This window comes from Cuniculiplasma thermophilum, from assembly GCF_052315355.1.
Classification (GTDB): Archaea; Thermoplasmatota; Thermoplasmata; order Thermoplasmatales; family Thermoplasmataceae; genus Cuniculiplasma.
This window is the reverse complement of record NZ_JBLSDF010000025.1, coordinates 1-26664: the sequence shown is the minus strand read 5'-3', so window position 1 is coordinate 26664 and position 26664 is coordinate 1. Positions and strand designations below refer to the sequence as shown.

Annotated in this window: 27 protein-coding genes and 1 pseudogene; 15 read left to right on the top strand and 13 right to left on the bottom strand. The window is 37.1% G+C overall.

What is annotated here, in order from left to right:
• Positions 1–61: 61 nt before the first annotated feature.
• Complete coding sequence (locus ACNF42_RS05760) at positions 62–235, bottom strand: hypothetical protein (RefSeq protein ID WP_443339723.1); 174 nt, start codon at positions 233–235, stop codon at positions 62–64.
• 147 nt (positions 236–382) lie between these two features.
• Here ACNF42_RS05760 and ACNF42_RS05755 point away from each other — a divergent pair.
• Positions 383–496 (top strand): annotated as a pseudogene (locus ACNF42_RS05755) (ATP-binding protein); the annotation flags it as partial.
• 7 nt (positions 497–503) lie between these two features.
• Positions 504–920 carry a hypothetical protein gene (locus ACNF42_RS05750; protein WP_443339722.1) on the top strand — a complete coding sequence of 139 codons (417 nt, stop codon included), beginning with the start codon at positions 504–506 and terminating at the stop codon, positions 918–920.
• Between the two features lie 340 nt (positions 921–1260).
• Here the strand turns inward: ACNF42_RS05750 and ACNF42_RS05745 are convergent, their stop codons facing one another.
• The 4 genes from ACNF42_RS05745 to ACNF42_RS05730 all read right to left on the bottom strand — a co-directional run bounded on the left by ACNF42_RS05745 (position 1261) and on the right by ACNF42_RS05730 (position 6296).
• Complete coding sequence (locus ACNF42_RS05745) at positions 1261–3222, bottom strand: hypothetical protein (RefSeq protein WP_443339721.1); 1962 nt, start codon at positions 3220–3222, stop codon at positions 1261–1263.
• 676 nt (positions 3223–3898) lie between these two features.
• Positions 3899–5398, bottom strand: coding sequence for an ABC transporter permease subunit (locus ACNF42_RS05740; protein ID WP_443339720.1), 1500 nt, complete (start codon positions 5396–5398; stop codon positions 3899–3901).
• The gene (locus tag ACNF42_RS05735; RefSeq protein WP_443339719.1) at positions 5364–5588 is read right to left on the bottom strand and encodes a hypothetical protein; all 225 of its coding nucleotides are present in this window, start codon (positions 5586–5588) and stop codon (positions 5364–5366) included. The genes ACNF42_RS05740 and ACNF42_RS05735 overlap by 35 nt, the downstream gene beginning before the upstream one ends.
• Positions 5589–5657: 69 nt before the next feature.
• The gene (locus tag ACNF42_RS05730) at positions 5658–6296 is read right to left on the bottom strand and encodes an ABC transporter ATP-binding protein (RefSeq protein ID WP_443339718.1); all 639 of its coding nucleotides are present in this window, start codon (positions 6294–6296) and stop codon (positions 5658–5660) included.
• An 82-nt stretch (positions 6297–6378) separates the two neighbouring features.
• Between ACNF42_RS05730 and ACNF42_RS05725 the strand changes: the two genes are divergently transcribed.
• The 3 genes from ACNF42_RS05725 to ACNF42_RS05715 all read left to right on the top strand — a co-directional run bounded on the left by ACNF42_RS05725 (position 6379) and on the right by ACNF42_RS05715 (position 7501).
• Positions 6379–6552, top strand: a complete 174-nt coding sequence (locus ACNF42_RS05725; protein WP_443339717.1) for a hypothetical protein — start codon at positions 6379–6381, stop codon at positions 6550–6552.
• Positions 6553–6615: 63 nt separating this feature from the next.
• Complete coding sequence (locus ACNF42_RS05720; RefSeq protein ID WP_443339715.1) at positions 6616–7314, top strand: hypothetical protein; 699 nt, start codon at positions 6616–6618, stop codon at positions 7312–7314.
• 52 nt (positions 7315–7366) lie between these two features.
• Positions 7367–7501 (top strand): hypothetical protein, encoded by a 135-nt coding sequence (locus tag ACNF42_RS05715; RefSeq protein WP_443339714.1) that lies wholly within the window; start codon positions 7367–7369, stop codon positions 7499–7501.
• A 630-nt stretch (positions 7502–8131) separates the two neighbouring features.
• Here the strand turns inward: ACNF42_RS05715 and ACNF42_RS05710 are convergent.
• Complete coding sequence (locus ACNF42_RS05710) at positions 8132–8524, bottom strand: hypothetical protein (RefSeq protein WP_443339712.1); 393 nt, start codon at positions 8522–8524, stop codon at positions 8132–8134.
• A 10-nt stretch (positions 8525–8534) separates the two neighbouring features.
• Positions 8535–9461: a hypothetical protein gene (locus ACNF42_RS05705; RefSeq protein ID WP_443339711.1), complete on the bottom strand. Its 927-nt coding sequence runs from the start codon at positions 9459–9461 to the stop codon at positions 8535–8537.
• Positions 9462–9888: 427 nt separating this feature from the next.
• Between ACNF42_RS05705 and ACNF42_RS05700 the strand changes: the two genes are divergently transcribed.
• Together ACNF42_RS05700 and ACNF42_RS05695 are read left to right on the top strand one after the other, a co-directional pair.
• Positions 9889–10734: a DNA adenine methylase gene (locus tag ACNF42_RS05700; RefSeq protein ID WP_443339710.1), complete on the top strand. Its 846-nt coding sequence runs from the start codon at positions 9889–9891 to the stop codon at positions 10732–10734.
• Positions 10735–11087: 353 nt separating this feature from the next.
• Positions 11088–11981, top strand: a complete 894-nt coding sequence (locus tag ACNF42_RS05695) for a phosphoribosylaminoimidazolesuccinocarboxamide synthase (RefSeq protein WP_443339709.1) — start codon at positions 11088–11090, stop codon at positions 11979–11981.
• Here ACNF42_RS05695 and ACNF42_RS05690 read toward each other — a convergent pair.
• Complete coding sequence (locus ACNF42_RS05690) at positions 11978–12370, bottom strand: hypothetical protein (protein WP_443339708.1); 393 nt, start codon at positions 12368–12370, stop codon at positions 11978–11980. The genes ACNF42_RS05695 and ACNF42_RS05690 overlap by 4 nt on opposite strands.
• Before the next feature lie 49 nt (positions 12371–12419).
• Here ACNF42_RS05690 and ACNF42_RS05685 point away from each other — a divergent pair, with 49 nt between their 5' ends.
• Positions 12420–13055 (top strand): 3'-5' exonuclease, encoded by a 636-nt coding sequence (locus ACNF42_RS05685; RefSeq protein WP_443339707.1) that lies wholly within the window; start codon positions 12420–12422, stop codon positions 13053–13055.
• Position 13056: 1 nt separating this feature from the next.
• Here the strand turns inward: ACNF42_RS05685 and ACNF42_RS05680 are convergent, their stop codons facing one another.
• On the bottom strand, positions 13057–13479 hold the full coding sequence (locus ACNF42_RS05680) for a CBS domain-containing protein (protein ID WP_443339706.1): 423 nt from the start codon (positions 13477–13479) through the stop codon (positions 13057–13059).
• 124 nt (positions 13480–13603) lie between these two features.
• On the opposite strand from ACNF42_RS05680, the gene psmB reads away from it, so the two are divergent.
• Genes psmB through ACNF42_RS05665 form a run of 3 tightly spaced genes read left to right on the top strand, consistent with a single transcriptional unit; the run spans position 13604 to position 16725 of the window.
• Entirely contained in the window at positions 13604–14236 is a 633-nt protein-coding gene (psmB, locus tag ACNF42_RS05675; RefSeq protein ID WP_443339704.1) for an archaeal proteasome endopeptidase complex subunit beta, read from the top strand.
• 43 nt (positions 14237–14279) lie between these two features.
• Complete coding sequence (locus ACNF42_RS05670; protein ID WP_443339702.1) at positions 14280–16202, top strand: beta-CASP ribonuclease aCPSF1; 1923 nt, start codon at positions 14280–14282, stop codon at positions 16200–16202.
• A gap of 7 nt (positions 16203–16209) precedes the next feature.
• Positions 16210–16725: a hypothetical protein gene (locus ACNF42_RS05665; RefSeq protein WP_443339701.1), complete on the top strand. Its 516-nt coding sequence runs from the start codon at positions 16210–16212 to the stop codon at positions 16723–16725.
• Here ACNF42_RS05665 and ACNF42_RS05660 read toward each other — a convergent pair whose 3' ends face one another.
• Both ACNF42_RS05660 and ACNF42_RS05655 read right to left on the bottom strand, forming a co-directional pair.
• Entirely contained in the window at positions 16726–17835 is a 1110-nt protein-coding gene (locus ACNF42_RS05660; protein ID WP_443339725.1) for an ATP-binding protein, read from the bottom strand.
• The gene (locus ACNF42_RS05655) at positions 17828–18649 is read right to left on the bottom strand and encodes a hypothetical protein (protein WP_443339700.1); all 822 of its coding nucleotides are present in this window, start codon (positions 18647–18649) and stop codon (positions 17828–17830) included. Before ACNF42_RS05655 ends, ACNF42_RS05660 begins: the two co-directional genes overlap by 8 nt.
• A gap of 95 nt (positions 18650–18744) precedes the next feature.
• Between ACNF42_RS05655 and ACNF42_RS05650 the strand changes: the two genes are divergently transcribed.
• The 4 genes from ACNF42_RS05650 to ACNF42_RS05635 are packed head-to-tail and all read left to right on the top strand — an operon-like array spanning position 18745 to position 25420.
• Entirely contained in the window at positions 18745–20670 is a 1926-nt protein-coding gene (locus ACNF42_RS05650; RefSeq protein ID WP_443339699.1) for a helix-turn-helix transcriptional regulator, read from the top strand.
• An 18-nt stretch (positions 20671–20688) separates the two neighbouring features.
• Positions 20689–22269 carry a TRAFAC clade GTPase domain-containing protein gene (locus ACNF42_RS05645; protein WP_443339697.1) on the top strand — a complete coding sequence of 527 codons (1581 nt, stop codon included), beginning with the start codon at positions 20689–20691 and terminating at the stop codon, positions 22267–22269.
• Entirely contained in the window at positions 22266–23993 is a 1728-nt protein-coding gene (locus ACNF42_RS05640; RefSeq protein WP_443339696.1) for a hypothetical protein, read from the top strand. The genes ACNF42_RS05645 and ACNF42_RS05640 overlap by 4 nt, the downstream gene beginning before the upstream one ends.
• A 5-nt stretch (positions 23994–23998) precedes the next feature.
• Positions 23999–25420 carry a HEAT repeat domain-containing protein gene (locus ACNF42_RS05635; RefSeq protein ID WP_443339694.1) on the top strand — a complete coding sequence of 474 codons (1422 nt, stop codon included), beginning with the start codon at positions 23999–24001 and terminating at the stop codon, positions 25418–25420.
• A 2-nt stretch (positions 25421–25422) separates the two neighbouring features.
• Here ACNF42_RS05635 and ACNF42_RS05630 read toward each other — a convergent pair whose 3' ends face one another.
• Positions 25423–26031, bottom strand: a complete 609-nt coding sequence (locus ACNF42_RS05630) for a hypothetical protein (protein WP_443339693.1) — start codon at positions 26029–26031, stop codon at positions 25423–25425.
• Between the two features lie 425 nt (positions 26032–26456).
• Positions 26457–26664: PEGA domain-containing protein (locus ACNF42_RS05625; protein ID WP_443339692.1), on the bottom strand; the 208-nt coding region annotated here is incomplete at its 5' end.

Sequence of the window (26664 nt, the reverse complement as noted above, 5' to 3'; positions counted from 1 at the left end):
GGCAGTCAATCTGTAAAGCGGCCTCGCAGGCCAAGAGACAAGACGACTGCCTCTCCGACTCTCACGCTGACACCGTCATGTCAACGTGGCCAAAAGAACTTTTTTCATGACATCTGTATGGATCAAGCTTTGATCTTCTCTTCCTATTCCTTTTAACCAATGATTCTGATTTCATATATTTCCTGACACTGTTCCCGGATATATTCAGTTCCCTGGCTATTGACTTAATGCTCATTCCTTTATCTCTCATATTGCGTATTATTCTCCACTTCTGGATCATACAACTCAGACCACTGTCATGGCATGGACAGGGGTCAAAATTAAACCGGCGATAGGGGTCACTTTTATTCCGGCGAAAATGCACAATTATGAACCGGCGTTTACAGCTGTCCTTGACCCCATATTGCATCACTGCACTGTCATAAACATAAAGGGTGAATCTTACAGGCTTAAGGACAGGAAGAAGAATTCATTACAAACAATGAGGAAGGGGTGAAAAGGGAATGAAAACTATATGTAAATGGGGTCAATTCCAAACCGGCGATTTTGCACAAATCTTGATCGGCGTTTACAATTACACTCCCCTTGAACGTCTGTCCGTATACAGGGATCGTGATTCCATAGAGAAGGCATTCCGCACATTGAAAAATGATCTGGACATATTTCCTATGAGGAAGAGGAAGGAATCCACCATTCGTGGAACCATATTTGTGTTCTTCCTCTCACTGATCATAAGAAATGCACTCATTAGGGGGATGATCTCATCAGGTCTCATGAAGAAGTATTCTTTAGAGAGGATGCTCCTGGAACTTGAGAAAATGCATGTGATAGAAGACCAGAATGGCAATTTTGTTGAACCTGAGAGGACCAAGAAGCAGAAGGATATCCTTGAGGCTCCTGATAAGATATCGTGGTGGTAAAACCACGGGAATTCATGATAGTAATTCTCCTTCATTTTTGAACAGTAAAATAATGTTAGAAATAATGAACTTTGATTAAAATAAAAAATCTCATAATGACTGCGTCTGGTCTAATTTATTGTAGGTGATAACAAGTAGTCCTTATAGCAATAGGTCATTGCAATCAGTGAATATTTAAGGATGCATATGAAATGACTTTTCTCGGATGAGAATTGTCATTGTTTACAGATTAAATGTGGACTGATATTGGTAGGATAGTAAAGAAAGACATTAATATTGGAAACTGTTAAAATAATAGGCAAAAGAATTATTAACCAAAGACAAATAAAAATTTCGATTATCAGTTGGGGTAATCCTGAAAATTACCATTTACAGCAGATCCAGATATCAGTAAAATTGAGGCCAGCAATAGAAGGAAGATACCTATATAGAACATAAAACCTGTCGTAATATTAACATATATGTTTAAACTCGGAAAATATTTATGAATATAGGCATAAATAAGATAGAAAGCAATAAAAAGAATAACTGCATAGATTAATAGTATTCCTGCTATATATAGACTTCCAGCTAATTTAGCAAGGTCATTATTAGTGAAATTACCCAATAATCGCACTCTGCGTCCTGTGGATATTATCCCGAATGGAAATAAAATAGCAAATATAAAATAACCAAAAAGAATGAATACCACTAATATCGTAAAGTAATTCGGAAATACTAGAGGATTTTCTATAAAAATTATTATTAGAAATATTTCCATTATTACTAGGAATCCTGGGATAAAAGTACTGATTGGTGACCTTATTTTCGCATTAGTTAAAACTGCTTCATCCTTATAAATTTGTAAGGATTTACTGAGATGTCCATGGGAAGCAATTGAAAACGATAAAAAAATCATAGAGCTAAAAAAGGAAAACATCATAAATAATAGCCAAGTTATTGGCATCAAGTTCAAGGAAGTAGTTTGCAATAGCACAGCAGAACTTGATTGAATTGCTCCTCCGTACAAAGGGAAGAAATCGTAAAAAATGTTAGAGGAGGGTATAAAATTGAACAGATATAGAATGAAAAGAAGGGAAATAGTTGCGCCAAAATTTATAACTCCTAAGGCAAGCATATTAGATACAATCTTACTTTTATTATCAAATCTTTTTTCATTATGTTTTTTCGTTCGCCGTGAAATTATCAAAATGGGAAAAATTATAATTGCAACGAGGATAAAAAATTCTAAATACTCAAAAAGGTATGGAACTGCTTCTTCAAATTTTACACTAGTAAAAGTATTCTGGAATGTAGCATTTTGTACTGATACAGCATCAGTTAACTGCCTTGAAACAGTATAAGTTGACATGCTCTCTGATCCAAAAGGAGAAGCAAGCAAGTGATGAACTTGATCAATTATTGTTGAACCTATCGAACTAAGTGATGCTAGTAAGTTTGTTAATATTGCTATATTTATACCCGTTTCAGGAAGAGACAGAAAACTTTGGATTTGAATCTGATAACTAGTAATCAAACTATAAATCTGTGAACTATCATTTCCATAATTAACAGTATACACAGAAAGATTCATCAAGTTAGAGTTCATATTTGGATTAGGGAGAGCTATACCGTTAGCCACGCTTTGTATCTCTGGCTCTATTATATTTAAAATGCTGGTAATTTTATTTCCACAGTAAACCATTGGTTGAATCAATTCATAAATAGTTTGGGATGTAGATCTCAGTTCCTCTATTGAGGCTGCAAGGTCTGGATCAACTTGCTGAAGAACCTGCAGAAGCGTTAAATTGACTGAACAATATGTCACTCTTGTATTGTAAATCGTATTAGTAATTCCTAATATTTCATAGGAATAATTTGCAATCGGGGCGGCGCTTGAAGAAAAATTTCTGATAAAAGAGTTCATATTACCTATATTTGATAAATTCATAGTTTTAATATATCCAGATTCCTTTATATATGAATAATGTTCAAGAACCTTCACCTGAAGCGTGTAATTGTTCACAATTGAATAGTAGTTACCAGTATTAGTTATCAATCCGTGATCCGGTTCGAGAATAATAGCATCACCATTAAAAAAACTCAATTTATAATTCATTCTTGCTATTGCATAATTAGTGCCATTTACAGTTAAATTACTTTCAGGCAAAACTTTAAAATCACTTAAAAAGGCATCTGAATGAAGAGTTAAAGAATTCTGCTTATGATATGCACTGTCCACCCCAAGAGCTAGTGGTATCACCATAATCACAACTAGTGTCGACACAAAAAGGGGTAAAAGATTAGGATGCTTTCCACTCATATACAAAACTAAGCTGTTAGAGGTATTTAAATATTTATTTCGACACAAATCAGAAATCATTATAAACATTATTTATCCTCAGACTAAAAGACGATGTAGTTGTGAGAATCGGAGGCGGTTATTATGCAACTTGCCCCTTCAGGACGTTAGTCAGAATTGCCCGTGCTTCGACTCGATTTCATACCTTATTTGATAGGGTGAATAGGAGTTTGTCGAGTATACGATTCTAAATCTCACGGAATCACTAGAAGGTGATTAAAATGTAATTGGTTTGGACTTATATGAACCTTCCGTATACGGTAATGAAATTGAAATTAGGAAAATAATTGCAATATTAATGCCCAGAGAAACCTTGAGAATAATATATATAGATGGACAACGGGTTCTTATTGAATTACAAGGATCATGATGTTGTAATAGAATCATCTACATCAGGCATAGCGTCCCAAATCTTGCGTAGACATGAAGGATATCCATTTTTACCTCCTTGGAATAAAGTAGATTGCTGGCAATGTATTAGAAGATTATATTATTTTGAGGTTTGAAAGGAATGGGGTTATGTAATCATATCCTGTGAGTTGGATTTCTTACTAAACGGATAACTTTTCGTTGGTATGGATCATGTTTAAATAAAATTCACTGGAGGGATTTTATATTTTATATTAATTGTGCCTATTCAGAACCTCCTGCGCCACAAAATTAAACCTATGACGAGTGGAATAACGGCCCATGGAAGTATAAGAAGAATAGCCTGAGTAAATGAAAATATGGAAATGACGATGAGTGCACCACCGAGCGGTGGAAATTTGGAACTCACGTATAAACTGAAAACCCTAAAAGGATCTATCATGGACACTGTATTGACTGTACTGGCATTCTCCGAGAATCCAGGGCTTATGACGTTCAATAATCCATATATTGCTCTTATTAGATCGCCGAATATATAATACATAAACATTATGGAAATAATGGGATAGGCAATGATTTTTGTGAGGCTTCTTAGTCTTGATGCAAACATGAAGGTCAGTGAAATACCAGTTAAACCTAGAAGTGTGAAAAGGGTGAACAATCTCAGAATATAGTGCAATGGTGGAAAGGTACCGTCAATGAATTCCGTTGTCTCATAGGATACAAAGAGTGTAATAAGAGTTGTCGCAAGCATCACTATGATCACCGTCAGGTATTTTCCTATGAAATAATGCCTTCTGTCGAATGGCATTGAAAGATAAAATTCAGCCTGGCCAGATGAAACGGGGATACCAAATGTGAAAATTGATAAAATGATCAGGAAAAAGAGAAAGAATATGGAAAGTGGATTCAGATATTCAAGGAAAATTTCTCTTGAAAGACTATAGACTGAGGGGACAGAATAGAGGAGAAGCGTATAATTATTTGCTGACGATACCTCATTATTTCCTCCCTTTGTCAGTAAGTAGAAATTTAAATGTCCGCTTGTGACAAGATTCGTTGATGTCCATGTCCCGTTCACCTTATCTTCAAGAATACCTTCGATATCGGTCGTGGTTGATGGGTACGATAGATTTATGACCTTATGGTAAAAACCCCCCAGGTATCCAAGGTTAACAACTGCACCATCCGACTCCAGTAACCTGTATTGTCTCATAGGGGCTTTCGTAAAATTGCTCGAGGCGTATATCATTTCAAGATATCCCTTGTATGCGAAACCCCTGTCAAATACTGCTGTATAAAACATGTAACTGTAATTTGAAGATTTCTCAGGAAACACGGACCCACCATGATGACTATTTGAAATGGTAAGAAGCCACATTTTGTCTGATCTGAATGCCACTTTTCCCATACCTGACTGATTGAGTGTCATATTTATGATATGCGTTTTATTTCCGCTGCTGAAACCATCCAAAGACTTAATTGGAGAGAAACTGACTTCAATATTGACCTTCGAGAACGGTCTTCCACAGGTGGCATGATAGAACTGTGCGGTTACATAATAGGTACCATTGTAGTAAACCTCTGTATATTCAAGCTGTCGACTCGCACCGATTGAGTTATTTTCCTTAGGAGTGTTTGCAAATGCAAGCATAGAGCTAGTTATGATAAATAAAACAACTATGAGAGCAAAGGCCTTTTTTGTTAAGCTGTTTCTTACGATCTTGTATGTCCTATTCCCTGATCGCTTTCCTGAAGAATTCCTCAATATCCTCACTCTCTTCCTTAACTGACATCACATTTAAACCAGCACTATCCAGTATTTCAGCTATTCTGTATGATTTTCCCTGACCAAGCTTGGGTTTTCTTATTACAATTTCATATATACCTTCCACAGGAAGCTGAACAATATTCACTTCACCATACTCATTCAGATCACCTTCAAGTTTCTTGATCATTTCCTGATCAGGAGACTTAACTCTTATTCTTATTAAACCATCAAAATCAAGAGCTGATACTTTTGCATCTCATACAATGTTTCCATCTTTAATTATAACTATCCTGTCACATATTTCCTTTATTTCGCTAAGTATGTGTGTTGAAAGAAGTATGGATTTTCCCTGTTTCTTGAGGTACAGCATATGGTTTCGTAGAAATTCTGTTCCCTCTGGATCAAGTCCATTGAAAGTTTCATCCATGAGATAGTTTCCTGAATCCTGAAAAAGACCAATTGCAATATGGATTCTCTTCTTCATTCCATTTGACATACTTCCTATCCTTTTGTTCATATTCCCTGTCATGGATACTCTGGCCATAGATTCCTCGAAACGCTCCTTTATTTCTGTCCTGCTGTATGAAAGATAATTTCCAATCTCCTGGAAAATATCATTCGGCTTTTCCATGGGATCCAGCATCGGGAATTCAGGTACCCATGATACCTCTGAGGCAATCTCTAACTTCCTTTTGATTATTGATGTACCATTGATGAGGACGTCACCTGTTGAAGGGTGCAGTACACCACTTGCAATCTTAATTGTTGTTGTCTTTCCGGCGCCATTCAATCCGGCGAAACCAACGATCTCGCCCGGAGATATTTCAATTGATACACTATTCAAAACATTCTTCTTTCCAAAATCCTTTGAAATGTGCTGAATACTTATTGACAATAATTGTGCATGTTAAATTTCTTACTTAACTCTTTTGTTAAATTAGAAATAACGATATATATTAATTATTCTCGTTTAAAACATGAAGTATGGAAACGCAATAAAAATTGCATCTTTTGCAGTGGTTATTTTATTCATTGTAATGTCTGGAGCTGCATTTACAAAAGGAACAGTTGTTGATGAGAGGAACCATGGAGCAGAGCGAGTGTTTTTAAGAGATATGAGTGCACTAAAGGACTACAAATATCATTACTGAAGCAACACTCGCCTTGTAAAGAGAATAACGGACTTTAATTGGTCTGGTTACTGATTTTTTAATATGCCATGGTATACATTTTGTAATCCTGAAACCGTAAACTGGGCATCAGAATACGTTCATGTTCCCAACAGTGTAAAGCCAGCACCTGCCTATGAAACCAATGTACGATCTTGTATATCAGGTTGGATTGCTCTGGCTAATAATAACAGCGTAACTAACATATGGAAGGCGGGATTTTCAGCAAACCCTTACAATGATCATGTTGGTCTATTTTCCGAACATTTCTACTGCGGTGTCGAATATGGTGCATGTTGTTATAATTATGAAGCACACAGCAAGGAACCTGTCACCTTAGGATCAAATCTTTACATCTACCTGAGTTTCAGTGGAAGCAAATTCTGTGCAGTGATATCAGATGAAACCAACAACGAAACCTACTCAATGTCAAGAACCTTTGTGAATAAAACTCTGAATCCAAAATTCTTTCTTTCAGTAATAGAAACGCCAGAGGTTGACGGACAGATCACATCAGTTCTAGTATTCAATGAGTTTCAGGTTAATTCACTCATATATTTTAGTGGCGGTGAGTGTATATCAGGAGAGAACTCCCATTCCACTGGGAGCTATTCAAAATACACCTTGTCCCAGTACATAAATTCAGAGGGTCAGAATCAGCCAAACATAGAAATATCATTTAGCAGTAGCTATACTGTTGACGGAGGTTATGATGTGACATACCTGAATTCTCTTAGAAATTAAGATGCCTCTCAATTTATGAAAATCCTGTAAAACAAGAGAGAAGGGTGGAAACATGATCTCCCCGGACATGGAGTTCATATGTGTGGTGAAGAGGAATATAAGTATAGGCAGTGCTGATTTCAGTGTATGGGGCTATTACCAACCTGACATGGACAGCATTGAGAGATCTCCTTCTATTCATCCCTGAGAGAAAGGATGGACAGGCTTTCCACACCTACCGTAAGAAAGTGAGAAAAACCTGTTGATATATGTGATGACATCGTAAGCATTCAGAGGAATTTCATATCATTCCGGTATGATGGACCATTCCATGTGAGGGTAAGTGACAATGCTGTATCCCAGAGGATTAACAGATATGGCATCACCATAATTGCATTCACTGTAGACCATAATGCGGAATACTTCCTTTGAGAATACCGCAAGAGGCATGTCGTTGAAAAGATGTTCATGTCATCCATGAGATTAACCGACGGAGAAGATGCTCCAGAAATTGCACAATCTCAGGAAGATCATACTGCATGACAGAAAGGAGATCACAACGGAGATAACCAAAAAAGAGGAAGGAAATTCTTGAATTTCTGGACATCAAACAGGAACATGTACCTACATTTCTGAAGAGTTAAGGATTCAATGCAGCACTAAAAAATAATAGATATTTATTTCGTTTATTGCGTTTTCCTTTTCTTTTTGCCTACTTTTTCGGGAAAAATTATGGTAGAGAAAATCCGCTAATCTCCAATAATGAAGAATGCGGGTCTCTGAAAATCCACTTTCTTGGTGAAACTTATTTCTAAGAAGTTTGAACATGAAATAGAAATTAACTATTATTAGGAGGATGATTTAAATATGCTAACATAACTGCGATTAAAACTACTATAATCAGTAACGCTTGAAGTATCACAACTGCAACTATATCTGTGAAGCCTCTTAGATAAAGATATAGTTCTATCTCTGATAACATTATAAAGAATAAAGTTAGTAACGAGGTGATATTAACAAAACTTGAGAAACCATATCCATGTTTTTCACCACCGAAATAACCCAGACTATTCATAAACAAAAGCAAGAAAAGCCCAATCAGTAGAGAGAATAGAACAATGCTTTCCAAATTTAATTTCTTAAATATGGTGAATAATACCGATAATAATGAAATGCTTGCGAGAGCTTCTGAAATTGTGTAAAATTTATTAAAGAATTTAGCATTTTTCAAGTAAGACCACCTAACAATCCTGCGTTAGTAGAATGGCTTCTGCTATTGGCAGAATATTGATAATCGCATACAGAGTAATACACCCAAATATATCTCCGGAAAAACAAGCGACTGCAGCAGCAACAAGACCTATGCCTGTAACGCCTAATGATGCAATTTCTGCGAGGCAAGTAGCCAAGTTTCCATCAATAAGGTATACCCCTGTCATACCTACTTTTTGTTTCAGAATGTGGTCCGGTGTAATTTTTATAAAAGAAGACAAAGATTGCGCTGTAAGTAGATAATAGATGCCAAGGATTGTTAATGCTTTATTTCCACTTTCTAGATATTTCATGGATAGTGAATACATACCTGACTGTATGCTTAGAAGCTGCCCATACAAGTCGGAACTGAAACTGGTGATGAGTACGTCCCCTAAATGTAAATCTCTCCCTTGGTTTGGTTGAAAGGCAATTGCCATCACAGATAGACTTTCACTGTTGTGGCGTGGACCTAGGTTTATTAGTACGTCTGTCATTTTTAGGCCAAAAATGGTGTTATTTGTGGTATATGTTAAAGTTTTCATGGTATAATTTCCTATTTTTCCATAACTATACACCAATTTCACTCCAAACCTGCGGTATTCCTTAACTCCAAAAATTTGAATTACTGGTTTAGATACAGATACTTGGTTTACGGTGCTATTTCCACCACCCTCTAAATTAGGGTTACTGATATAACCACCTTTAGAAACCATGTATTCACCAATAAAATTTGTTTTTCCAGCTTTAATATTTGTGAATCCATTTTCAGTAGAAATCCAATTAATTGCAACATTATGCTCAGAAGTATTGTTAGGGTTCATTCCTGTGTACATTCCGCTCGAAGACACACTAAAAGCAAATATAGCCATCACAACAACTACAAAGAGTGCAATAATTTTTTTTGTTTTTACCATATAATAACAATGAATTTGATAGTATTTATAATTTCTTCTCTCTTATACAGAGATTATCCTGATTTGTGTAAGAACAAATGAAATAACTCCATCAACAATGGATAAATTTCATGGACCATGTAAATAATATTGACACGTATTAACACACCTGTAAATGATCCATAGTGCACCTGAAACCGTTAAGAAAACATATCTTAAGATTAAAGGAAAACATTGAGAGAGCTAAAAGTCAAAGTGATCGAAGGGAACTATTAACTGTATGCTACAGAAGAATTAATGAACAAGAATAAAAAGAAGTTAGTGAAGAAGACTTTGCTCATTGGATCAATAAATGAGAATGGAAAATACAGAGAGAAGAGGACAAAAACAGTATTAAAACAATACTAAAATATAACTACTTTCCATATTCACCTCAGGTAAACGTGTTATGGAATCACTGGACAATGAATATTATAAGCCTATACTGAAGTGGGCAGGTGGGAAAAGACAACTATTGCCCATATTGATCAAGTGTATACCTGATAAGTTCAACACGTACTATGAACCATTCCTGGGTGGGGCAGCCTTATTGATATCCCTATATTCTTTGAATAAGCTCAATGACTCCGTAATATCGGATAAAAATGAAGATTTGTATATTTTATATAAGAATATCAAAGAAAATCCCATGAAATTAATTGATGAACTGGTTAACTTGGAATTCAAAAACAATAAGAATGATTACTATGAGGCCAGGGAACTATTCAATTCAATAACTGATTCAGAGAAAAGGTCCGGGCTCTTAATCTATCTTAACCGCCATGGTTATAATGGTTTATATCGGGTCAATTCCAAGAATAAATTCAATGTCCCTTTCGGGAAATATAGTAATCCTGGAATGCCATCACCCCAGAATATAATGGCTTTATCCAAAATATTCCAATCCTGCACCATTATGAATTCAGATTTTGAAGTAACAATTAGGGATGCAAAAGCAGGCGATTTTGTGTATTTTGACCCACCATATACACCCTTAAACAAAACATCTTATTTCACAGGATATACGCATTCCGGGTTCGACGAAAGGGATCAGGAGAGACTTGCCAAATCATTTGCCAAACTATCGAATAAAGGGGTATACCTAATGGAATCTAATTCAAGTACAGATTTCATAAAGGAACTTTATAAGGATTTTAATGTTTTAGAAGTCGATGCGAGAAGGAATATAAATTCTGTAGGCACCAAGAGGAATTCAATCAAGGAATTAATAATAACAAACTACGATCTATCATAATGTCAGAAGGGTCAGGCACAGGAATAGTAGTGGGGAAGGAAATAATGATAGAGAGCCCTTAAAGTAAAATGACTAAAATAATGGGAAGCAAATCTTCACTGGCAATTAATTATTCAATAATGGATAAAATGCAGACCTCCGATAAGTAATTTCATTAGCATCAATTTAAAATGGCTGAAGGCTCACGCCTCTTATTAACCAATGGAAATCTACACAGCAATGATTTTCCAATCATTCTCTACATAAACAATAGTAGAATGGACTAAGGGTCCAGACCATAAATCCATTTTTGAAACACGTCTATCAGTGAAAATTTAAACAAAACTAAATCATTTAGTTTGTAATTTGGAATCATGGAATTAATCCGTACCGGAAAAGTTAAGGATGTATACGATCTTGGGGACAGGTTGTTATTCAAGTTCTCTGACAGGATTTCTGTTTTTGACAAAATAATCCCTGTAGAGGTTCCAGATAAGGGTGCTTCAATATGCAAGACCTCAGCCTTCTGGTTCAACAAACTCAATCAGATGGGAATAAACAACGATCTAATTGAAGTGAAATCGAACAATGAAATGATCGTAAAAAAATACAAAATTAATGAGAGTGGAGGCTCAAAATTCTGGATCAATTATCTTATCCCTTTGGAATTCGTTGTAAGATACTATGTTGCCGGAAGCCTGATGGACAGGATAAAATCTGGAAAAATAGACTTTCATGACCTCGGGTTCAGAAGTGCTCCAAAGATTGGAGAACCTCTTGAAGAACCATTTTTTGAGATGACCACGAAATTTGAGAAGACTGACAGGCCACTAAGTATTTCAGAGGCAATGGAAATAGGAGGGTTATACAGACACGAGGTTTTAGAGATCAAGGAAACAATATTAAGGATTGATGATATGATCCAAAGGCAGGTTTCAAAGGGAAAACTTATTCACGCCGATGGAAAAAAGGAATTTGCAATGGATAATGATAGAAAGATTACAGTTGTTGACACATTTGGTACTGCAGATGAGGATAGATTCTGGGAACTTGAGGATTACAATAATGGTAAGATAACCGAGATATCTAAGGAAATGGTAAGACAGTATTACAGGTCCACAGGATACCACGACAGACTTTATGAAGCTAGAGCTAAGGGATTGAAAGAGCCCGATATAGATCCATTACCCACAGACCTTATAGAAAAGACCTCCGAACTCTATCGTTCCTTATATACCAGAATCACTGGAGAAAAGTGGAGATACTAAAATCCCATTTCCACATTTGTTTCAATATTTACCCAGAGATGGTGCTCTATCTCGTAGGCCCATAGTGATTCTGGAACTTCAACAAAAACCTTCGATGCTGCGACACTTCCATCTTTCCTGCCATCATCCTGGTCAGCAGGTATCCATTTTCCTACACCCATTGTCACTTCAACATCATTTGGTTCTCCCTTTATGATCACTTTGATGCATTTGTCTGTGGAAAGCAAAGTCTTTAAGATACCCCCCTTTCTTGCCTCAACAATCCTGACGCTACCTATTTTTGATTCCTGAACGACAAAACCCTCGTCCTCGAAAAATAATACCACAAGATCCTTGAGCTTTTCAACGTCAACGTTTTTTCCTATATATTGCCTTGATGTGTATCTCATACAGGGTAGATGCAGAATAACATATAATATTTAATGTGATATTGACTACATGGATTATGCACAAGGTCTGTCCAGAATCTCCTCAAGAATTGGAAAGGCTCAAAGAGTTATAGCAATAGATCTTGAAACGCTGGTTAAGAACAAATTTCTTAACAACGAGAGAATCATTGCTATTTCCTATGCCACCCTTGATGGAAAGTGGGATGTAAAAATTTCTGATCAGACAAAGGAAAATGACGAAATTGAAATAATGCAATGGCTCAATGATGTATTTGATAACTATTCTCCGGAAATTATAATAGGGTACAACCATGCATCTTACGATATACCTCTAATGAACACAAAAATGCTAAACATCCCATTTGACAGACAATTATGGAGTTTGAGATACTATTTTGGAACTTCATATGTTCTTGATATGATGTATGTTTGTGCGCTTCACTGTATGTACCTGAAGGGTGAGTACAGAATAAGAAGCCTTAAGAATGTGGTTAATGCAACTGAATACCGGGAACTTAATCTCATAAGGGCAAAGGAAGAGGCTGAAATTGAAGGAATGAACAAGGGTGAGGCCATAGAATGGCTGTGGAAGAACGATCTTGATAGGTTCAAGCTGTATTGCAAGGGAGATGTTCTGGACCTGATTACACTTTATAAACACATATTTAAAGGAAATATTGGATAGATCAGAGCAGTCCGTATTTTCCTGCTATATTTTCAACGTTTTCAACATAATCTTCAAAGATCCTGAGAATGTCTCTTGAGGTAATGATTCCAGTGTATTTACCATCCTTACCAACGAGGATCCTTCTAATACCATTCTTGCTCATAATTACAGTTACTTTTCTTGTAGGAGTATCCGGATCAACACTTTTTATCTCCTTACTCATTATTTCTCCAATCGTAATATTTTTGGGATCCTTTCCAGGAGACAGAACTTTACTTACAAAATCCCATTCAGTGGCAATCCCAGTTATATTTCCTCCATTCCCAACAAGAACAAATCCCCTTTTCTCAGAAACCATTATTTTGGTTGCTGCTTCGACAGTAAGATCTGGTGGAAGAACCTGAGGTAATGAACTCATAATGTCTTCAGCAGTTAGAACCATAAAACGTGATGGTTATGGAATATTTAAATGAGTTGTTATATGATATTCCCCTGTGCCAAAATGCCAATAAAAATTGAAAAGTATTTAATACATATTGTGAATTGTGAGTGTAGGAGTGAAATTAATGGAAAAAGTAATGGAGACTGGAACAACTACAGTGGCAATTACACTTAAGGATGCAGTTGTAATGGCAACTGAGAGGAGAGTTACTATGGAACACTTCATAGCACACAAGAATGGACAGAAGCTCTTCCAGATAGACACAAAGGCTGGAATGACCATTGCCGGTCTTGTTGGAGATGCTCAGGTCCTTGTTAGATACATGAAGGCTGAACTGGAACTCTACAGATTACAGAGAAAGATAAATATGCCAATTTCAGCAGCTGCAACTCTTCTATCAAATATTTTGAACCAGACCAAGTACTATCCATACATGGTTCAGATTCTTATTGCAGGAATAGATACAAAGCCGCACGTATTTTCTGTAGATGCTGCAGGAGGCTCCGTTGAGGATATTTATGTAAGTACAGGATCTGGATCCCCATATGTATACGGTGTACTTGAATCCATGTACAGCCCTGATATGAAGGTTGATGAGGGAGTAGATCTTGTAATTAGGGGAATAACAGCTGCTAAATCCAGAGATTCAGCCTCTGGTGGAATGATTGATGTTGCAGTAATAACCAACGACGGATTCAGGAAACTTGAAGAAACCGAAGTCCTGGATAGAATCAAAAAATTAAAATTGACCCTTTAATATACCATTTTATAATTTAAAAATTTTTCAGGTGTTTTTTTAAATGGCTTTCAGAGATTATATTGAAGACGCCAGGGCAATCTTTAACAAGCTTGTGCCCGACAACGGGATAACGGATGTAGTGTACGAAGGACCTAATATAGTGGTCTATACAAAGAACGAGGACCTCTTTGCAAACAGAGATGACATAGCAAGGCAGGTCGCCCAGGAAATAAGGCGAAGAATCGCAATCAGACCTGATCCAAGTATACTTGAAAAGGAAGATGTGGCGGAAAAGAAGGTAAGGGAAATTTTGCCCGAATCTGCTGGTCTAAGGGACATTTATTTTGAGCCGGATACAGGCGAAGTTGTCATTGAACTGGATGAACCTTCTTTGATCAATCAGAGAGACATGGAATATATTAAGAGTATAAAGAACGAAACTAAATGGGCACCAAGGATTGTGAGGGCCCCTCCTATGCATTCTCACACAGTAAAAGAAGTACGAGAGTATTTGAGAGAAGTTAAGGACGAGAGAAAAAAATTTCTGAACAGTCTGGGAATGAAACTTAATTCTCCAACAATGGTTGGGGAAACATGGGTTCGACTAACAGCACTTGGGGGTCACAGGGAAGTTGGAAGGAGTGCAACATTAGTTTCGACAAATAATTCTAAGATACTCATAGACTGTGGAATGATGAATACAAATAGTGCCGGAGAGAGGCCATGGGAAGGAGCGCCATATCTCTATCTGCCAGAGGTACAACCTCTCGATTCAATAGATGCGGTAATATTGACACACGCCCACCTTGATCACTCAGGAATGGCACCAATGCTCTATAAGTATGGATATGAGGGGCCAATATATATGACTCAACCCACAAGAGACCTTGCCATATTGCTTCAAAATGATTTTATAAAGGTGGCACACGCTGAAGGCTACAAATCACCATATGATACAAAGCATATTCGGGAGGAATTGAAGAGAACGATTGTTCTAAAATACAATGAAACGACAGATATAACTCCAGATGTGAGATTAACCTTTTACAATGCAGGCCACATTTTGGGTTCCGCAAGTGTACATCTTCACATTGGGGAAGGTCTATATAATGTGGTTCTGAGCGGTGATGTAAAATTTGAAAAGACCTGGCTCTTCAATATGGCAAATAATCATTTTCCGAGGGTTGAAACCTTCATGACCGAAAGTACCTATGCAGGCAGAGACGATTATCATAAAACCAGGAAAGACGCAGCTGAAACCCTTATCAATATAATAAAGAGAACCTTTGAAAAGGGAGGATCGGTTCTGATACCAGTTTTTGCGGTAGGGAGGAGCCAGGAGGTAATGATGGTTCTTGAAGAGGCCGTGAGAAAAGGGATTCTACCAGAGTTTCCTGTATATCTGGATGGAATGATCATGGAGGCAACTTCCATACACGCAGCATATCCTGAATACCTCAATAGGGATCTTCGAGAACAGATAATGGTACAACGCGAAAATCCATTTATGAATCCAATTTTTAAGAAGGTAGAAACAAGAGAGCAGAGAGCATCCATATGTGATTCCACTGAAAATAAAGTTGTACTGGCAACATCAGGTATGATGAATGGTGGACCTGTTATGGAGTACTTTAGATCATGGGTGGATTCTCCAAAACACGCCCTTGTATTTGTTGGATATCAGGCGGAGGGGACACTGGGTAGAAGAATACAGAGGGGTGCAAGAGAAATCACCTTAAGTGAAGGTGGCAAGCAATCCAACTATGAGGTAAAAATAGATGTGGAAGTTGCAGAGGGCTTTTCCGGTCATTCTGACAAGAAGCAACTGTTTTCATATATAGCCACCATGATGCCGAAACCCAACAGAATCCTTGTGAATCATGGTGAGAGTGAAAAAGCTCAGGACTTTGCAAGGCAGGTAAAACAGAGATTCGGTATAGAAGCCTATGCATTAAAAAACCTGGAGACTATAAGACTGTATTAGTGGTAATATGTCAGGAAAAATAATAATATATGAGGTTCTGGACGATTTGGGGAAAGAGAGGAGTCTTAAATCACTGGAAAATTATCTCTCTGGAATTGATCCCTCCAGGATTTTTATTACACTGGAAAATTCCAGTCAGGATGTCTATGATTTTCTATTTTCAAAATATGGAAACATACCAATTGAAATTGTGGAGTGCAGAAATCTTGGAAATGGTGGCAAATGCAATAACCCTGACATAGATGTAAAAAAGAAAATACTCGATTTGGGGCTCGAAACTGTTGCACACTATGTACAGGCAAATAACAAAAGCATTGGTGAAGTAAATTCCGAAATCACACTTACACTTTTCAGGGCATTCTTTATCTTTTATTCCTCAGCGATGCCTGATGAATATGAAGTTTTATTCGAGGAAAGAAGAATGTGCATTTACGGTAAGCTTATAGATAGAAAATTCATGGACGGCGATGTTCTCATCACATCGCCATGGGATTCTTATTGGTTTTACGACAAGTTTAATTGATTATTCCTCTCTTTCCTTTTCAAATTTTTGGTACTTTTCCAAAACATTTCTGTTTATTGAAGGCTTAATCACCTTTAGAGATTCGAGGAAGGTTTCCATTGTAACCATCTCGTCTCCCTTTCCCTCAACAGATCGCATAAATGCTTTCTGGGAGGAGTATTTACAGAGATATTCCATATCAGCAGCACTGTAACCGTCGGTCAATTCACCGATCCTATCAAAATCGATTTCACCCTTTCTCGCAACCTTTGACATATACTGCCTTACAATCTCCGATCTGGACTCCTTGTCAGGAGGAGGTATGTAAATTAACCTGTCAAAACGACCTGGTCTTGTAACGGCAGGATCAAGTTGCCATGGAACGTTGGTTGCCCCAAGAATCAGAACAGGCTTTGATGGATCATCTCTAAAGCCACCCATTTCATTGAGAAACTGTGATACTCCTCTTCTTGAAGCGTCACTTGTGCTCTGGTCCCTTGATGGAAAAAGACTGTCAAGTTCGTCAAAGAACAGTATGGAGGGTGAAAGAAGCTTTGCGGCCCTGAACAGCGAACTTATATTTTTCTCAAAATTTCCAAACCACTGGCTGAACAGGGATGATGGATTAACATAGATGAAATTCATACTAACTTCCTTTGCAAGTGCCCTGACTATAAACGTTTTTCCATTTCCCGGTGGACCATATAATAGCAAACCGCCACCAGCGTTTATATTAAACTCCTTGGCAAGATCTGGAAACTTAAGAGGATAGATTATTTTTGTGAATAACTCCTTTTTTAGATCCTCCATCCCCACAACTTCCTTTAAGGACGGCCCTTCTCCCTGGGATACGGATAGTCCAAGCTCCTGAAGCAATGCCATGGCCTCATCCTTAGGAAGATCTTCTACAACCTTTCCTTTTTTTGGCAGATTCATCTTTTGAATTGCACTCTCAAGGGAACGTATCTGCCTCTTTAAAACCTCCTGTTGGATGATGTCTACAGTTTTCATTTCGTCCTTCAATATCTGAATGGATTGCTCATAGCACTGAGCAGCTTTCTCCCTTTGTCCTGAAGATTCGTACTCTAAACCTTCCCTCAGTAAATTACTTAAATTTCTCCCCTTAGTCATTCCAAACACCAGAATCCTTTGATGAGTATTTTATAAATTCTGAACTGAATAGACCGATAAAAGGTTGTTCTATGGATGATTTGAATAAGGTTATGCTTTCATTTATCTGTTTAAGGTAATTTATTATTAAGGAAGGATCATTTCCGAAAGGATCATACCTGATATCAGTAAAAACAGATTCCCCTAAGCCATACTCATTTCCAAGGATTTCATCCCCAAGTCTAAATTTAATCTTAATGGAATCAACATAGGATAAAAAAGCCTTACTCTGACTGTAAAATTTCAGAGACTTTCCACTCATATTGGAAACTGCCCCTGATTTTGAAATGTTGCCCATTATTATGGAGTTGATGTCCTCCTGACTCAGTGGAAAAAAGGAGATGTGACTGGTTTTTTCCTCAAAATCTGCCACCAGATCCTCAAGAGGCACATTGAAATACTTAATCCCAATCTCTTTATAAAGATCCTGGTTACCTTTAGTAATTCCAATCTTGACAAAAGCGGAAAAGAGTGAGGATAGATCACCAACTGGCATCATCTTAATTGCATACTTTTCAATTAGGAATTTCATACGCATCAGAGATGATGATGAGAAATGTGCTCCGCCATAAAGGCCAACAAATATTTCCTTTGATTGCACTTCTGGATTAACCTGTTTAATCAGATTTTCTTCAAGAAGATCCAGGCACAAATCCACTGATTTGAAGCCGGAATTCTTTAAAACATCGGACACTACAATGAAAAATTTGGAATCACTGACTTTTTCGACTTCAGATATTAGAAACTCGATTCGACTACTTTCAGGGGGCAGCATTATCTTATTTATTCTTATTTTGTTATTAAGATTTTTCTATCTTTGAGAAAAGCAATATATATAAATGGATTGCTATTATGTTATTGAGGTATAGCATGGAAAGTGATTGCTTATCAAATTTAAGAAGATCTTATACTGAATCCTCAAGAGACCTTAACGAAATTATAAGGATGGATCTTGTATCGAAGAAACGACTTTTTGCTGAACTTGAATCTTTGTATTCATATATGGAGACAAAATGCGGCGAAAGCCTATCCACGCAGGTAATGCAGAGTGGACTTGCAAATTTTAAATTGGCTCAGCTTAAGATTGCCCTTGCGTTAAAAAAAGAGATAGAGGGAAAGACGATAAATGATAGTGATATTTCAAGAATTATTTCCAAATTTTCAGATGACGAGTACGAAGCTATGGAGAAGCTTGACAAATTTTCCAGGATTGATTCCCTTAACAGTGAGTCCATAACAACCCTTTTGATGAATAAGGATGACCAGATTTACAGACTCATAAAAGATTGGTATGAGGAAAACATGGAAGATTTTCTTGGTTCTATAGATATATTGTCTGGGAAGAATGTGAGAGGAGAGATATCCAAGGGTATGGAAGAGAAGTATAGAACGCGGTTTGATAAAATATCTGAGGGGATAATAGGCTATATTCAGAAAGATCCAGGACAGATCAGAAAAATGTTCATAAATTATGAAAATGCAATCAAGAGAGTAATGAACCTTGAAAATAAAAGGATGCAGGTCGAAAAGGAACTTAGGGAACTGTTATCTTCACCTGATCTCTTAAAATTAAATGACGACTTCAGAGGAATTCTCGCTCTTGCTCAATCAGGAAATGTTGATGAACTAAGAAAAAAGGATCTTGACTCCTTGATAAGAGGATTTAACGATTTTAACATTAAAATCAAAGGAAAAATTGCAGAGGTGGAAAGTGAAAAGGGAAAACTTCAGACCGATTTTGAAATGAGATCAAACCCAGTGCTGAAGGATATAGAAGAGAAGAGATTGGATTCCTTACTCGAAGAAGCAAAAGAAACCTATCCATCTATGGTACTTAATCCACTTAAGTCTCTTGACTCATTAAAATCAATAACAATATCACTTAGCGGAGGATCAAGTTCCACATTTGACTCATCATATTCAGTTTCTGCTGATCAGGCCAGGTTGAGAAGGGATGCTTTCTTCGAAAACACATTTTTATCTTTATCAGGGAAGGATTCAGTAGAAATTTTTGTTCCTTCTATGTCATTTAATGCAATCATTAGAAAAAAGGAGATAACAAGAAAGATTAGAGACATGGAAGAAACTTTGAAAGGGTTTTCATTTATTTCACCTCAGTTGACTTTAAATGGAACAGGCATAAAAGGTGAAGAAAGAGAGAACTTCTCCACCATAAGCAGAAGCGTAACTACTATGTTCAACGTATCACGTATCTTTAAACCTGATGTGAGGTTTAGTTTTAATTTCACTTTTATTGCACACGATGAAACTTTCCAGCAAATATCCAAATTTGGTGGAACAGGCATGGATCAGACTCCATTGAATATTAAGGATATGTCTAAACACTACGCTGCTCTTTTATCAATGTCTTCTGAAATGAATATGTATGTAATATCTGTTGTTGGCTCACCTAACGGATTTTCAGATGAGGTAATAAGATATGTCCAAAACCTGAATAACAATGGGTTATCCGGAAGCAGTGTTTCCATAATTTTAAAGGATGCCAGAGATGGAAAAATTTACTACGACAAAAACGACAAAACTTCGGAGCAAATAGTTAACATAATTAGCGGTGCAGCGGATCAGGAGGAAAAGGATTACCAAACCGTAAAAAGTGAGACACTTTCAGAATGCAGTATTACTGGTGTGGCAAGAAACAAGACTATTGCACGTGCCACCGGATTGCCAGAGGAAAAGGTTTCCAGAGCCTGGAGAAGAATGGAGAAGGAGGGACTGGGAAAGGTGGATAAGGTTAATGGCGAGGAAGTATTCAGAATAGCAGAGAAGGGAAAATGACCTCATGATGGTGTGAAAATGTCTTCATATAGTCAGCTTCAGGAGGTCATGACGATCCTTGCTATCCTTGTTATGATTATTTGGTACCTATCAAGATATAAAATAATTTCGAAAGCTAACAGAGCAATTATCACATCACCAGATATCTATTATAACAGGGCTAAGCAGGGTCTTACCCATACGGGAGTGTGGATAATACTATCTCTCATACCCTATCTTGGATTTATCTTTATGTGGGCTTCTGCATCTTCTTCAAGAAAAATAGGCCAGGCAGGAGGCCATCTACACAGGACACTTTCAGGTGCCCCAAGGATGTATTCTCTAATAGGTTTTTTAACCGGTTTGGGAATGATTTTCGAAATTCCACTTATTGGTCTTAACCCCAACTTCAATGGAAGTTTGGTGCCGGGGAATGTGGGGAATGCAGAATTAATATACATAATTCATCTGTGGTATCCAATTTACATAGCGGCAGCAATCCTCACTTTAATAACCATCTCCTCAAGGAATCTTGGAGCGGGTGCTCTTTTCCTTGGTATAATATTCCAGATATTTCAATTCGACATTGGAAATTATTTAGATTTACTGGCCATCCCATTTATTATCGGCATAATGTATATTGTTTCGGGATCTGCTACAAAAAATGCAAGAATAGATTTTATAAAATTGGGTGGAAAGGTTTCCGGGAAATCCCAGACAATTGTGTCCGAGAAACCAAAACCTGTTCAACCTGACCCTAGTCCACCCCCTCAGACGAACGTAGGTGATTTAGATATGGAAAGTAATGTGAAACAGAAGACAAGTGTAGATAAGAGAATTGATCCAAGGGAACTTATAGCAATGGTAGGTCCTCCTGCCTCTGGAAAAACCACATTTTTAGCCTATTTTTTCCATTTCCTTCCAGACATTGAGGCAAAGACCAATCTCACAATAGAGGTAAATCCAGGCATAGAATTAATGGAGGAGTACTTAAGGAGGATAATAGCGGAACATAAATTTCCAGAACTCACCGCAATGGATAAGGTTGGGGAAGTTGTCTTCAACTTTACGAGAAAAAAGCGTTTCGGAACAAACACAACCTATCTTCGTGTAAATGATATCGCAGGAGAAAGGTTCAATACCTTACAGGGTGGAAAGGAAAACGTAAGATCTCAGCTAATGAATACAAGATTCGAATATCTTCTTCGTTCGCGGGCCTATTTAATAATGATAGATTGCTCCACATTCAGAGAGTGGGCTACAAAGGACCTCGAATATATGAGAATACTTCATTCCATAATAACTTCAAGAATCGAAAGAAATACACCAAGAATCGCATTTGTATTTACAAAGACTGATACTTTACCAAGCGCCGTAATCAATTACAGCCCAATCCAATTACTGGAGGTACTTAAAAATACCAACGCCTATGTAAAGAAATACATTAAAAATCCATCGGCATTCAAAATATATATTAAGACTGAAAGGGATAATGACGGTACTATTGTACCAAAGCTTGATGTTGATGTTGGTGGAAGACTTGATATCAAATTTGATCCTGAATTCAATGAGGGATTCCTCTACGTGGCACAGTGGATTGCGGAGGTGGGCGGAATTTGAGCTCTTTGGTAAAGGGTTCTCAGGCAATTTACGGTTGGGTGGAGAAAGGTTCCAGGAAGGGGCATCAACTTGTTACCAAGAGTGCAGATGTAGATGATATAGATTTACAATTTTTGGAAAATCATAGTTTACCAGCATCCCTGGATAATACAACATTCAAAGAATGCAGACGTTTTTTTAACCTTCCTGATGGAAAATTTGCATTTAATTACATAAAAAACATTGGTAAGGACACATATGGAAGAGAAGGCGCTTTACTTTCTCACTTCATAATAATGGATTTTGAGAATCTAAAAAATCTTGGTAAGAACTTTGATCTTGTGGATGAACAGCATCTCAAGGGTATAAACTCAGTGAATGATCTTTTGAAACTGAAGGTGGGTAATGATTTTTTGACATTGCCTGAAATAACTATCGATGTTGAAAATGATGGAAAAAAACAGTTTCCGGAGGGTACAACCAAGGAAATGATATTTCCACTTCTATTATCAATGTACTCCGGAAAAAAGAAACTTGTCTTGAAGAAGGGAAAAACCGATGATCTCTTCAGTGTAATAATAAATCTGGAAAATTTATTTCCGGGAGCCATTTCTTTTACGTATTCAACCTTCATTTACGACTTCATCGCAGATGAATTTGTGGACATTGGAGGTACTGGACTCAATGCCAGAATCCCTCCGGAGACATATGTAATAAATATGGATAATTCAAAGAATGTCTTGATGATTTCAAGGGGTGGATACTGGGAAAATCTCGAGGTTGTGAGAAACGATAACAGCATACTATGGCAATTCGCCATACTTCTGGAGAGATATGGAAAGGAAATACTTGAATCCATGTATTCGAGAATCGATAAAATTAATCAGTATAACACAATGGAAACAATGTTTGAAGAGTACCTCAAAATGCTTGCAGAGACTTATTTTGATTTCCTCATCTCTGGGGAGATGGATCTGGATTCTGGAATAACCGCAATATTTAACGCAATGGAGAATCGAATGATTCTTCCGAGGGATAAATATCTAGAAAGAATTATGGAACTCATGAAGGAACACCCTGACAAAATACCTAACCTCATGGAACTTTATTTTGATTCCTTTAAGAACTCAAAAGAGACATCAGATATGGCCATGAAGTTACGAGAAATAGTTTCAATTGTGCTGAGATATGCTCCAAATCCCTCTGATGTTGAAAAATTCGTGTCCTTATACTTAAAAGAACCAAGTATGTACAAAAGTGATATCATGAACGGAACAATCACAAACGAAGCATCAAAACCAGAAAATAAACTCACAAATGTTTCATATGTGTTCTCACTCATTCCCGAAACCTTCGAAGAATGGTACAGAATTAGAATGAAAGAAAGACTGACACTTGAAGAACTTGACCAGGCACTCAATTTAATGGCTAGTGTTAAAAATTCTTCAAAGCAAATGTTTTCACTGTATATGAAAGTCATTGAAGAGACATTAAAACGAAATCCCTCATCTCTGGAGAGATTTATAGAGATTCTTGAAAAATATCATAACAATATGAGATCTGAGGATGTTAACTCACTTTGTAAAACACTGATTTCAGACCTTTCAAAATCATCTATTGAGGAGGCGGATGAATATATACAAAGACTTGAAATGATATCCGGATCAAATCGCAATTCAAAGAATAACGATATGGATGAGGAGAAAAAGCAAAGGAGAGGTTTCTTTGGGAGAAAGAAAGAGTGATACAAATGAAGAATGAGTCTAAAAATAATGATATTGAGACAGTTTGCGATTTTGCACTAAAAGAGTTAAAAAGGATACTGAAGAAAAGAGACGTCTCTACAATAACCAAAAATTCAATAAAATATCTCATACCCATATGTGAAAACACACTTGCAAACATCGAAAACAGAAAGACGGGACTGGAAAATTCCATGATTATTTTACGTGGCATACTTTCAATGGGAAACCTTTCTGCGAAGAGCCGGGAGTTCTTTGAGGCGTACAAATCCAAATTTGAAGCTGAAGCAAAGAATATGAATCGGGACCTGAGAATAGAAGAGATTGCAAGGTCATTAGAATCTGATAATAAGGAAGATACTCTCAAGGGCATCAAGGATCTTGCAGATTATTCTGTGGATGGCTTCCGTGAATCCATGGCATCCTTTATATTCACAGCCATTAGTTTCCTTTCCGATGAAAATATTGAGGTGCGCAGAAATGCTGCCAAGTTTATCTTCTATGCTTCATCCTACAAGGAAAGCATATATATCGAAAACAGGCCAGAAATATTGGAGGGATTGAAGAATAGTGATCCAGATGTGAGGGCAATAATTGCCATGACTAGCGCCAAGGTAAAGGACCTGGAATCCATTGATGCACTTGTGAATCTTCAGACAGATCATTCCATGGCTGATTTCGGGATTCTTTCTATTCCTGACTATATGATTAAGTTTCCTCACAATGGCACTAAAGCAAGGATTAACGATATAGTGACTGATTCCATGTACGAAATAATTAACTCCAAAAAGGATCAGAGTCTGTACATAACAAAAAGTATCAGGAGAAGCATCCGCGGAGATCTAACGAGTGGAAAAGGTGCATCTCTGGTGGTTGAAATAGTACCCATTGTTGACCTTCCAGGACTTGTAATGGATCTGACAAACCTGAAGGGTTCCTTCGACGTCATTGGCGAAACAACAATGACCTTCGATCTGCTTAAAGCAGGTGAAATGAGGATAATTGAAACTGGTCTAATCCCTGAGAGAACTGGCCATTTGAAGGGGTATATAAATTGCACAACGTCAAACGGATGGAGTGGTTCCATACCTGTCGAAGTTGTAGTGGAAGAGGAAATACCTAAGCAGAACGTTTCCGAGGAAACAAAAAAACAAAAAAATGAAAAAGAGAAAACTGAAAAGGGAACTTCAGAAAAAACCGGATCTTCAGCCTTAGATACCCTAATATCAGAGATCGAATCTGGAAAAACTTCAAAGGTTGTTAATGCACTGGAGGAACTGAAGAGATATGTCCCAAATGATAAATCCCTAAATGATAAAATTTCAGCTCTTTCCATAACCATTTCCTTAAGAGGTGTAGAGAAGGTGAGTAAAACAGAAATGGATAATGCCATAGAGCTTGTAAGAAATGTTAAGAGAAGAATTGAATAAATTTATGTGCCCTTCTCCCCTTCCCCTAAAATTTTTTTAATTAGTTCATCCACTTCCTTCTGACCTGCACTCTCCTCCTGTGAGCTGGATGATAAACTCTCTCCAGTTATGCTTTTTATTATATCCTCGGCGCCTTCTCCCCCCCTGTTGGCAAATTCATTGAGCGATTCACCAAGGCTGGAAAACTGGTCTTCAAGTCTCCTCTCAAGATCCTCGGTCTTCTGGTTTATTGCCATTATATTAGATTCTATCTGCCTCGCCTGCTGATCAGTAAGCATCCTCTTTCCCAGCTCGGCGTGTGCATCCGAGAGAGTCTTGTTCATCCTCCTCTCATTATAAACAAACTCGAAGGTTATCTCAAGATTGTCAAGATACAGGGAAAAACTCTTAAGATAATCTATGGCACTCTTTATTCTTGTTGCATTCTGGGCAGCATTCATCATTCCCTTGCTGTCCTTGATCGACGCTGCCTTCTTTACATTTGCTATTGCCTGTGCGAGGAGCTGCTGCTGCCTCTTTATATCTCTCTCAACCTCCGACTTATAGTTTCGGATCTTGCTTCTTGTTTCGAATCTCTTATCCTCCTCACTTTTTCTTAAATTTAGAGCCATTCTATCCTTTATAAATGCTTTTTAAAGTTAATAAATTTTTCCATAGAAACTTAATGAGTTTTTAGTTGATGTAAACGCTCGTCGAAAAATATCCAAAATCGCTACATTAAGGGTACCAGTTGAAATTAGGCCTTTCAATTGTGCATATTCAACCATTATAACCCTTGATTATAATCATTCTTGAAAAATCGATTCAATAATGTACACTTCTTAAATTTACAGAATTTACTGGATTCGTTACGATTCATTACGAATGACCTCTTTTACCTCCAGAAACCATTGAGCACCCCATGTATTGATACAAGACATTTTAGATAAACAAGTATAAAGTGTAACCATTAAATGGTCGAAAATAGTTAAATTTGAATGAGCCTTTACATTTTGCAAAATTATAGAAAGATTATTTTTCTATTTTTTTATCACATTTACTTAACCTTTCTAAGGTACACTATTACAGCGGTTGCAATTACTATGACTGCAATCACTCCAGCTAATACATAGTATATTTCATCTGTATTCTGTACAGGTTCCTTCTTGAGATTGACACTTATGTTTACCGTTTGACCTGCCTGTAATGTGAAGTTCTTGTATACAGTAATGTATCCCTTTTCTGATATTTCTACTGAATATGTT

Bases quoted from the DNA above. Each gene is read 5' to 3' on its own strand.
- ACNF42_RS05760 (WP_443339723.1), bottom strand. From the start codon at position 235: ATGAGCATTAAGTCAATAGCCAGGGAACTGAATATATCCGGGAACAGT.
- ACNF42_RS05750 (WP_443339722.1), top strand. From the start codon at position 504: ATGAAAACTATATGTAAATGGGGTCAATTCCAAACCGGCGATTTTGCA.
- ACNF42_RS05745 (WP_443339721.1), bottom strand. From the start codon at position 3,222: ATGAGTGGAAAGCATCCTAATCTTTTACCCCTTTTTGTGTCGACACTA.
- ACNF42_RS05735 (WP_443339719.1), bottom strand. From the start codon at position 5,588: ATGATCAAGAAACTTGAAGGTGATCTGAATGAGTATGGTGAAGTGAAT.
- ACNF42_RS05725 (WP_443339717.1), top strand. From the start codon at position 6,379: ATGAAGTATGGAAACGCAATAAAAATTGCATCTTTTGCAGTGGTTATT.
- ACNF42_RS05720 (WP_443339715.1), top strand. From the start codon at position 6,616: ATGCCATGGTATACATTTTGTAATCCTGAAACCGTAAACTGGGCATCA.
- ACNF42_RS05715 (WP_443339714.1), top strand. From the start codon at position 7,367: ATGATCTCCCCGGACATGGAGTTCATATGTGTGGTGAAGAGGAATATA.
- ACNF42_RS05705 (WP_443339711.1), bottom strand. From the start codon at position 9,461: ATGGTAAAAACAAAAAAAATTATTGCACTCTTTGTAGTTGTTGTGATG.
- ACNF42_RS05700 (WP_443339710.1), top strand. From the start codon at position 9,889: ATGGAATCACTGGACAATGAATATTATAAGCCTATACTGAAGTGGGCA.
- ACNF42_RS05695 (WP_443339709.1), top strand. From the start codon at position 11,088: ATGGAATTAATCCGTACCGGAAAAGTTAAGGATGTATACGATCTTGGG.
- ACNF42_RS05690 (WP_443339708.1), bottom strand. From the start codon at position 12,370: ATGAGATACACATCAAGGCAATATATAGGAAAAAACGTTGACGTTGAA.
- ACNF42_RS05685 (WP_443339707.1), top strand. From the start codon at position 12,420: ATGGATTATGCACAAGGTCTGTCCAGAATCTCCTCAAGAATTGGAAAG.
- ACNF42_RS05680 (WP_443339706.1), bottom strand. From the start codon at position 13,479: ATGGTTCTAACTGCTGAAGACATTATGAGTTCATTACCTCAGGTTCTT.
- psmB (WP_443339704.1), top strand. From the start codon at position 13,604: ATGGAAAAAGTAATGGAGACTGGAACAACTACAGTGGCAATTACACTT.
- ACNF42_RS05670 (WP_443339702.1), top strand. From the start codon at position 14,280: ATGGCTTTCAGAGATTATATTGAAGACGCCAGGGCAATCTTTAACAAG.
- ACNF42_RS05665 (WP_443339701.1), top strand. From the start codon at position 16,210: ATGTCAGGAAAAATAATAATATATGAGGTTCTGGACGATTTGGGGAAA.
- ACNF42_RS05660 (WP_443339725.1), bottom strand. From the start codon at position 17,835: ATGACTAAGGGGAGAAATTTAAGTAATTTACTGAGGGAAGGTTTAGAG.
- ACNF42_RS05655 (WP_443339700.1), bottom strand. From the start codon at position 18,649: ATGCTGCCCCCTGAAAGTAGTCGAATCGAGTTTCTAATATCTGAAGTC.
- ACNF42_RS05650 (WP_443339699.1), top strand. From the start codon at position 18,745: ATGGAAAGTGATTGCTTATCAAATTTAAGAAGATCTTATACTGAATCC.
- ACNF42_RS05645 (WP_443339697.1), top strand. From the start codon at position 20,689: ATGTCTTCATATAGTCAGCTTCAGGAGGTCATGACGATCCTTGCTATC.
- ACNF42_RS05635 (WP_443339694.1), top strand. From the start codon at position 23,999: ATGAAGAATGAGTCTAAAAATAATGATATTGAGACAGTTTGCGATTTT.
- ACNF42_RS05630 (WP_443339693.1), bottom strand. From the start codon at position 26,031: ATGGCTCTAAATTTAAGAAAAAGTGAGGAGGATAAGAGATTCGAAACA.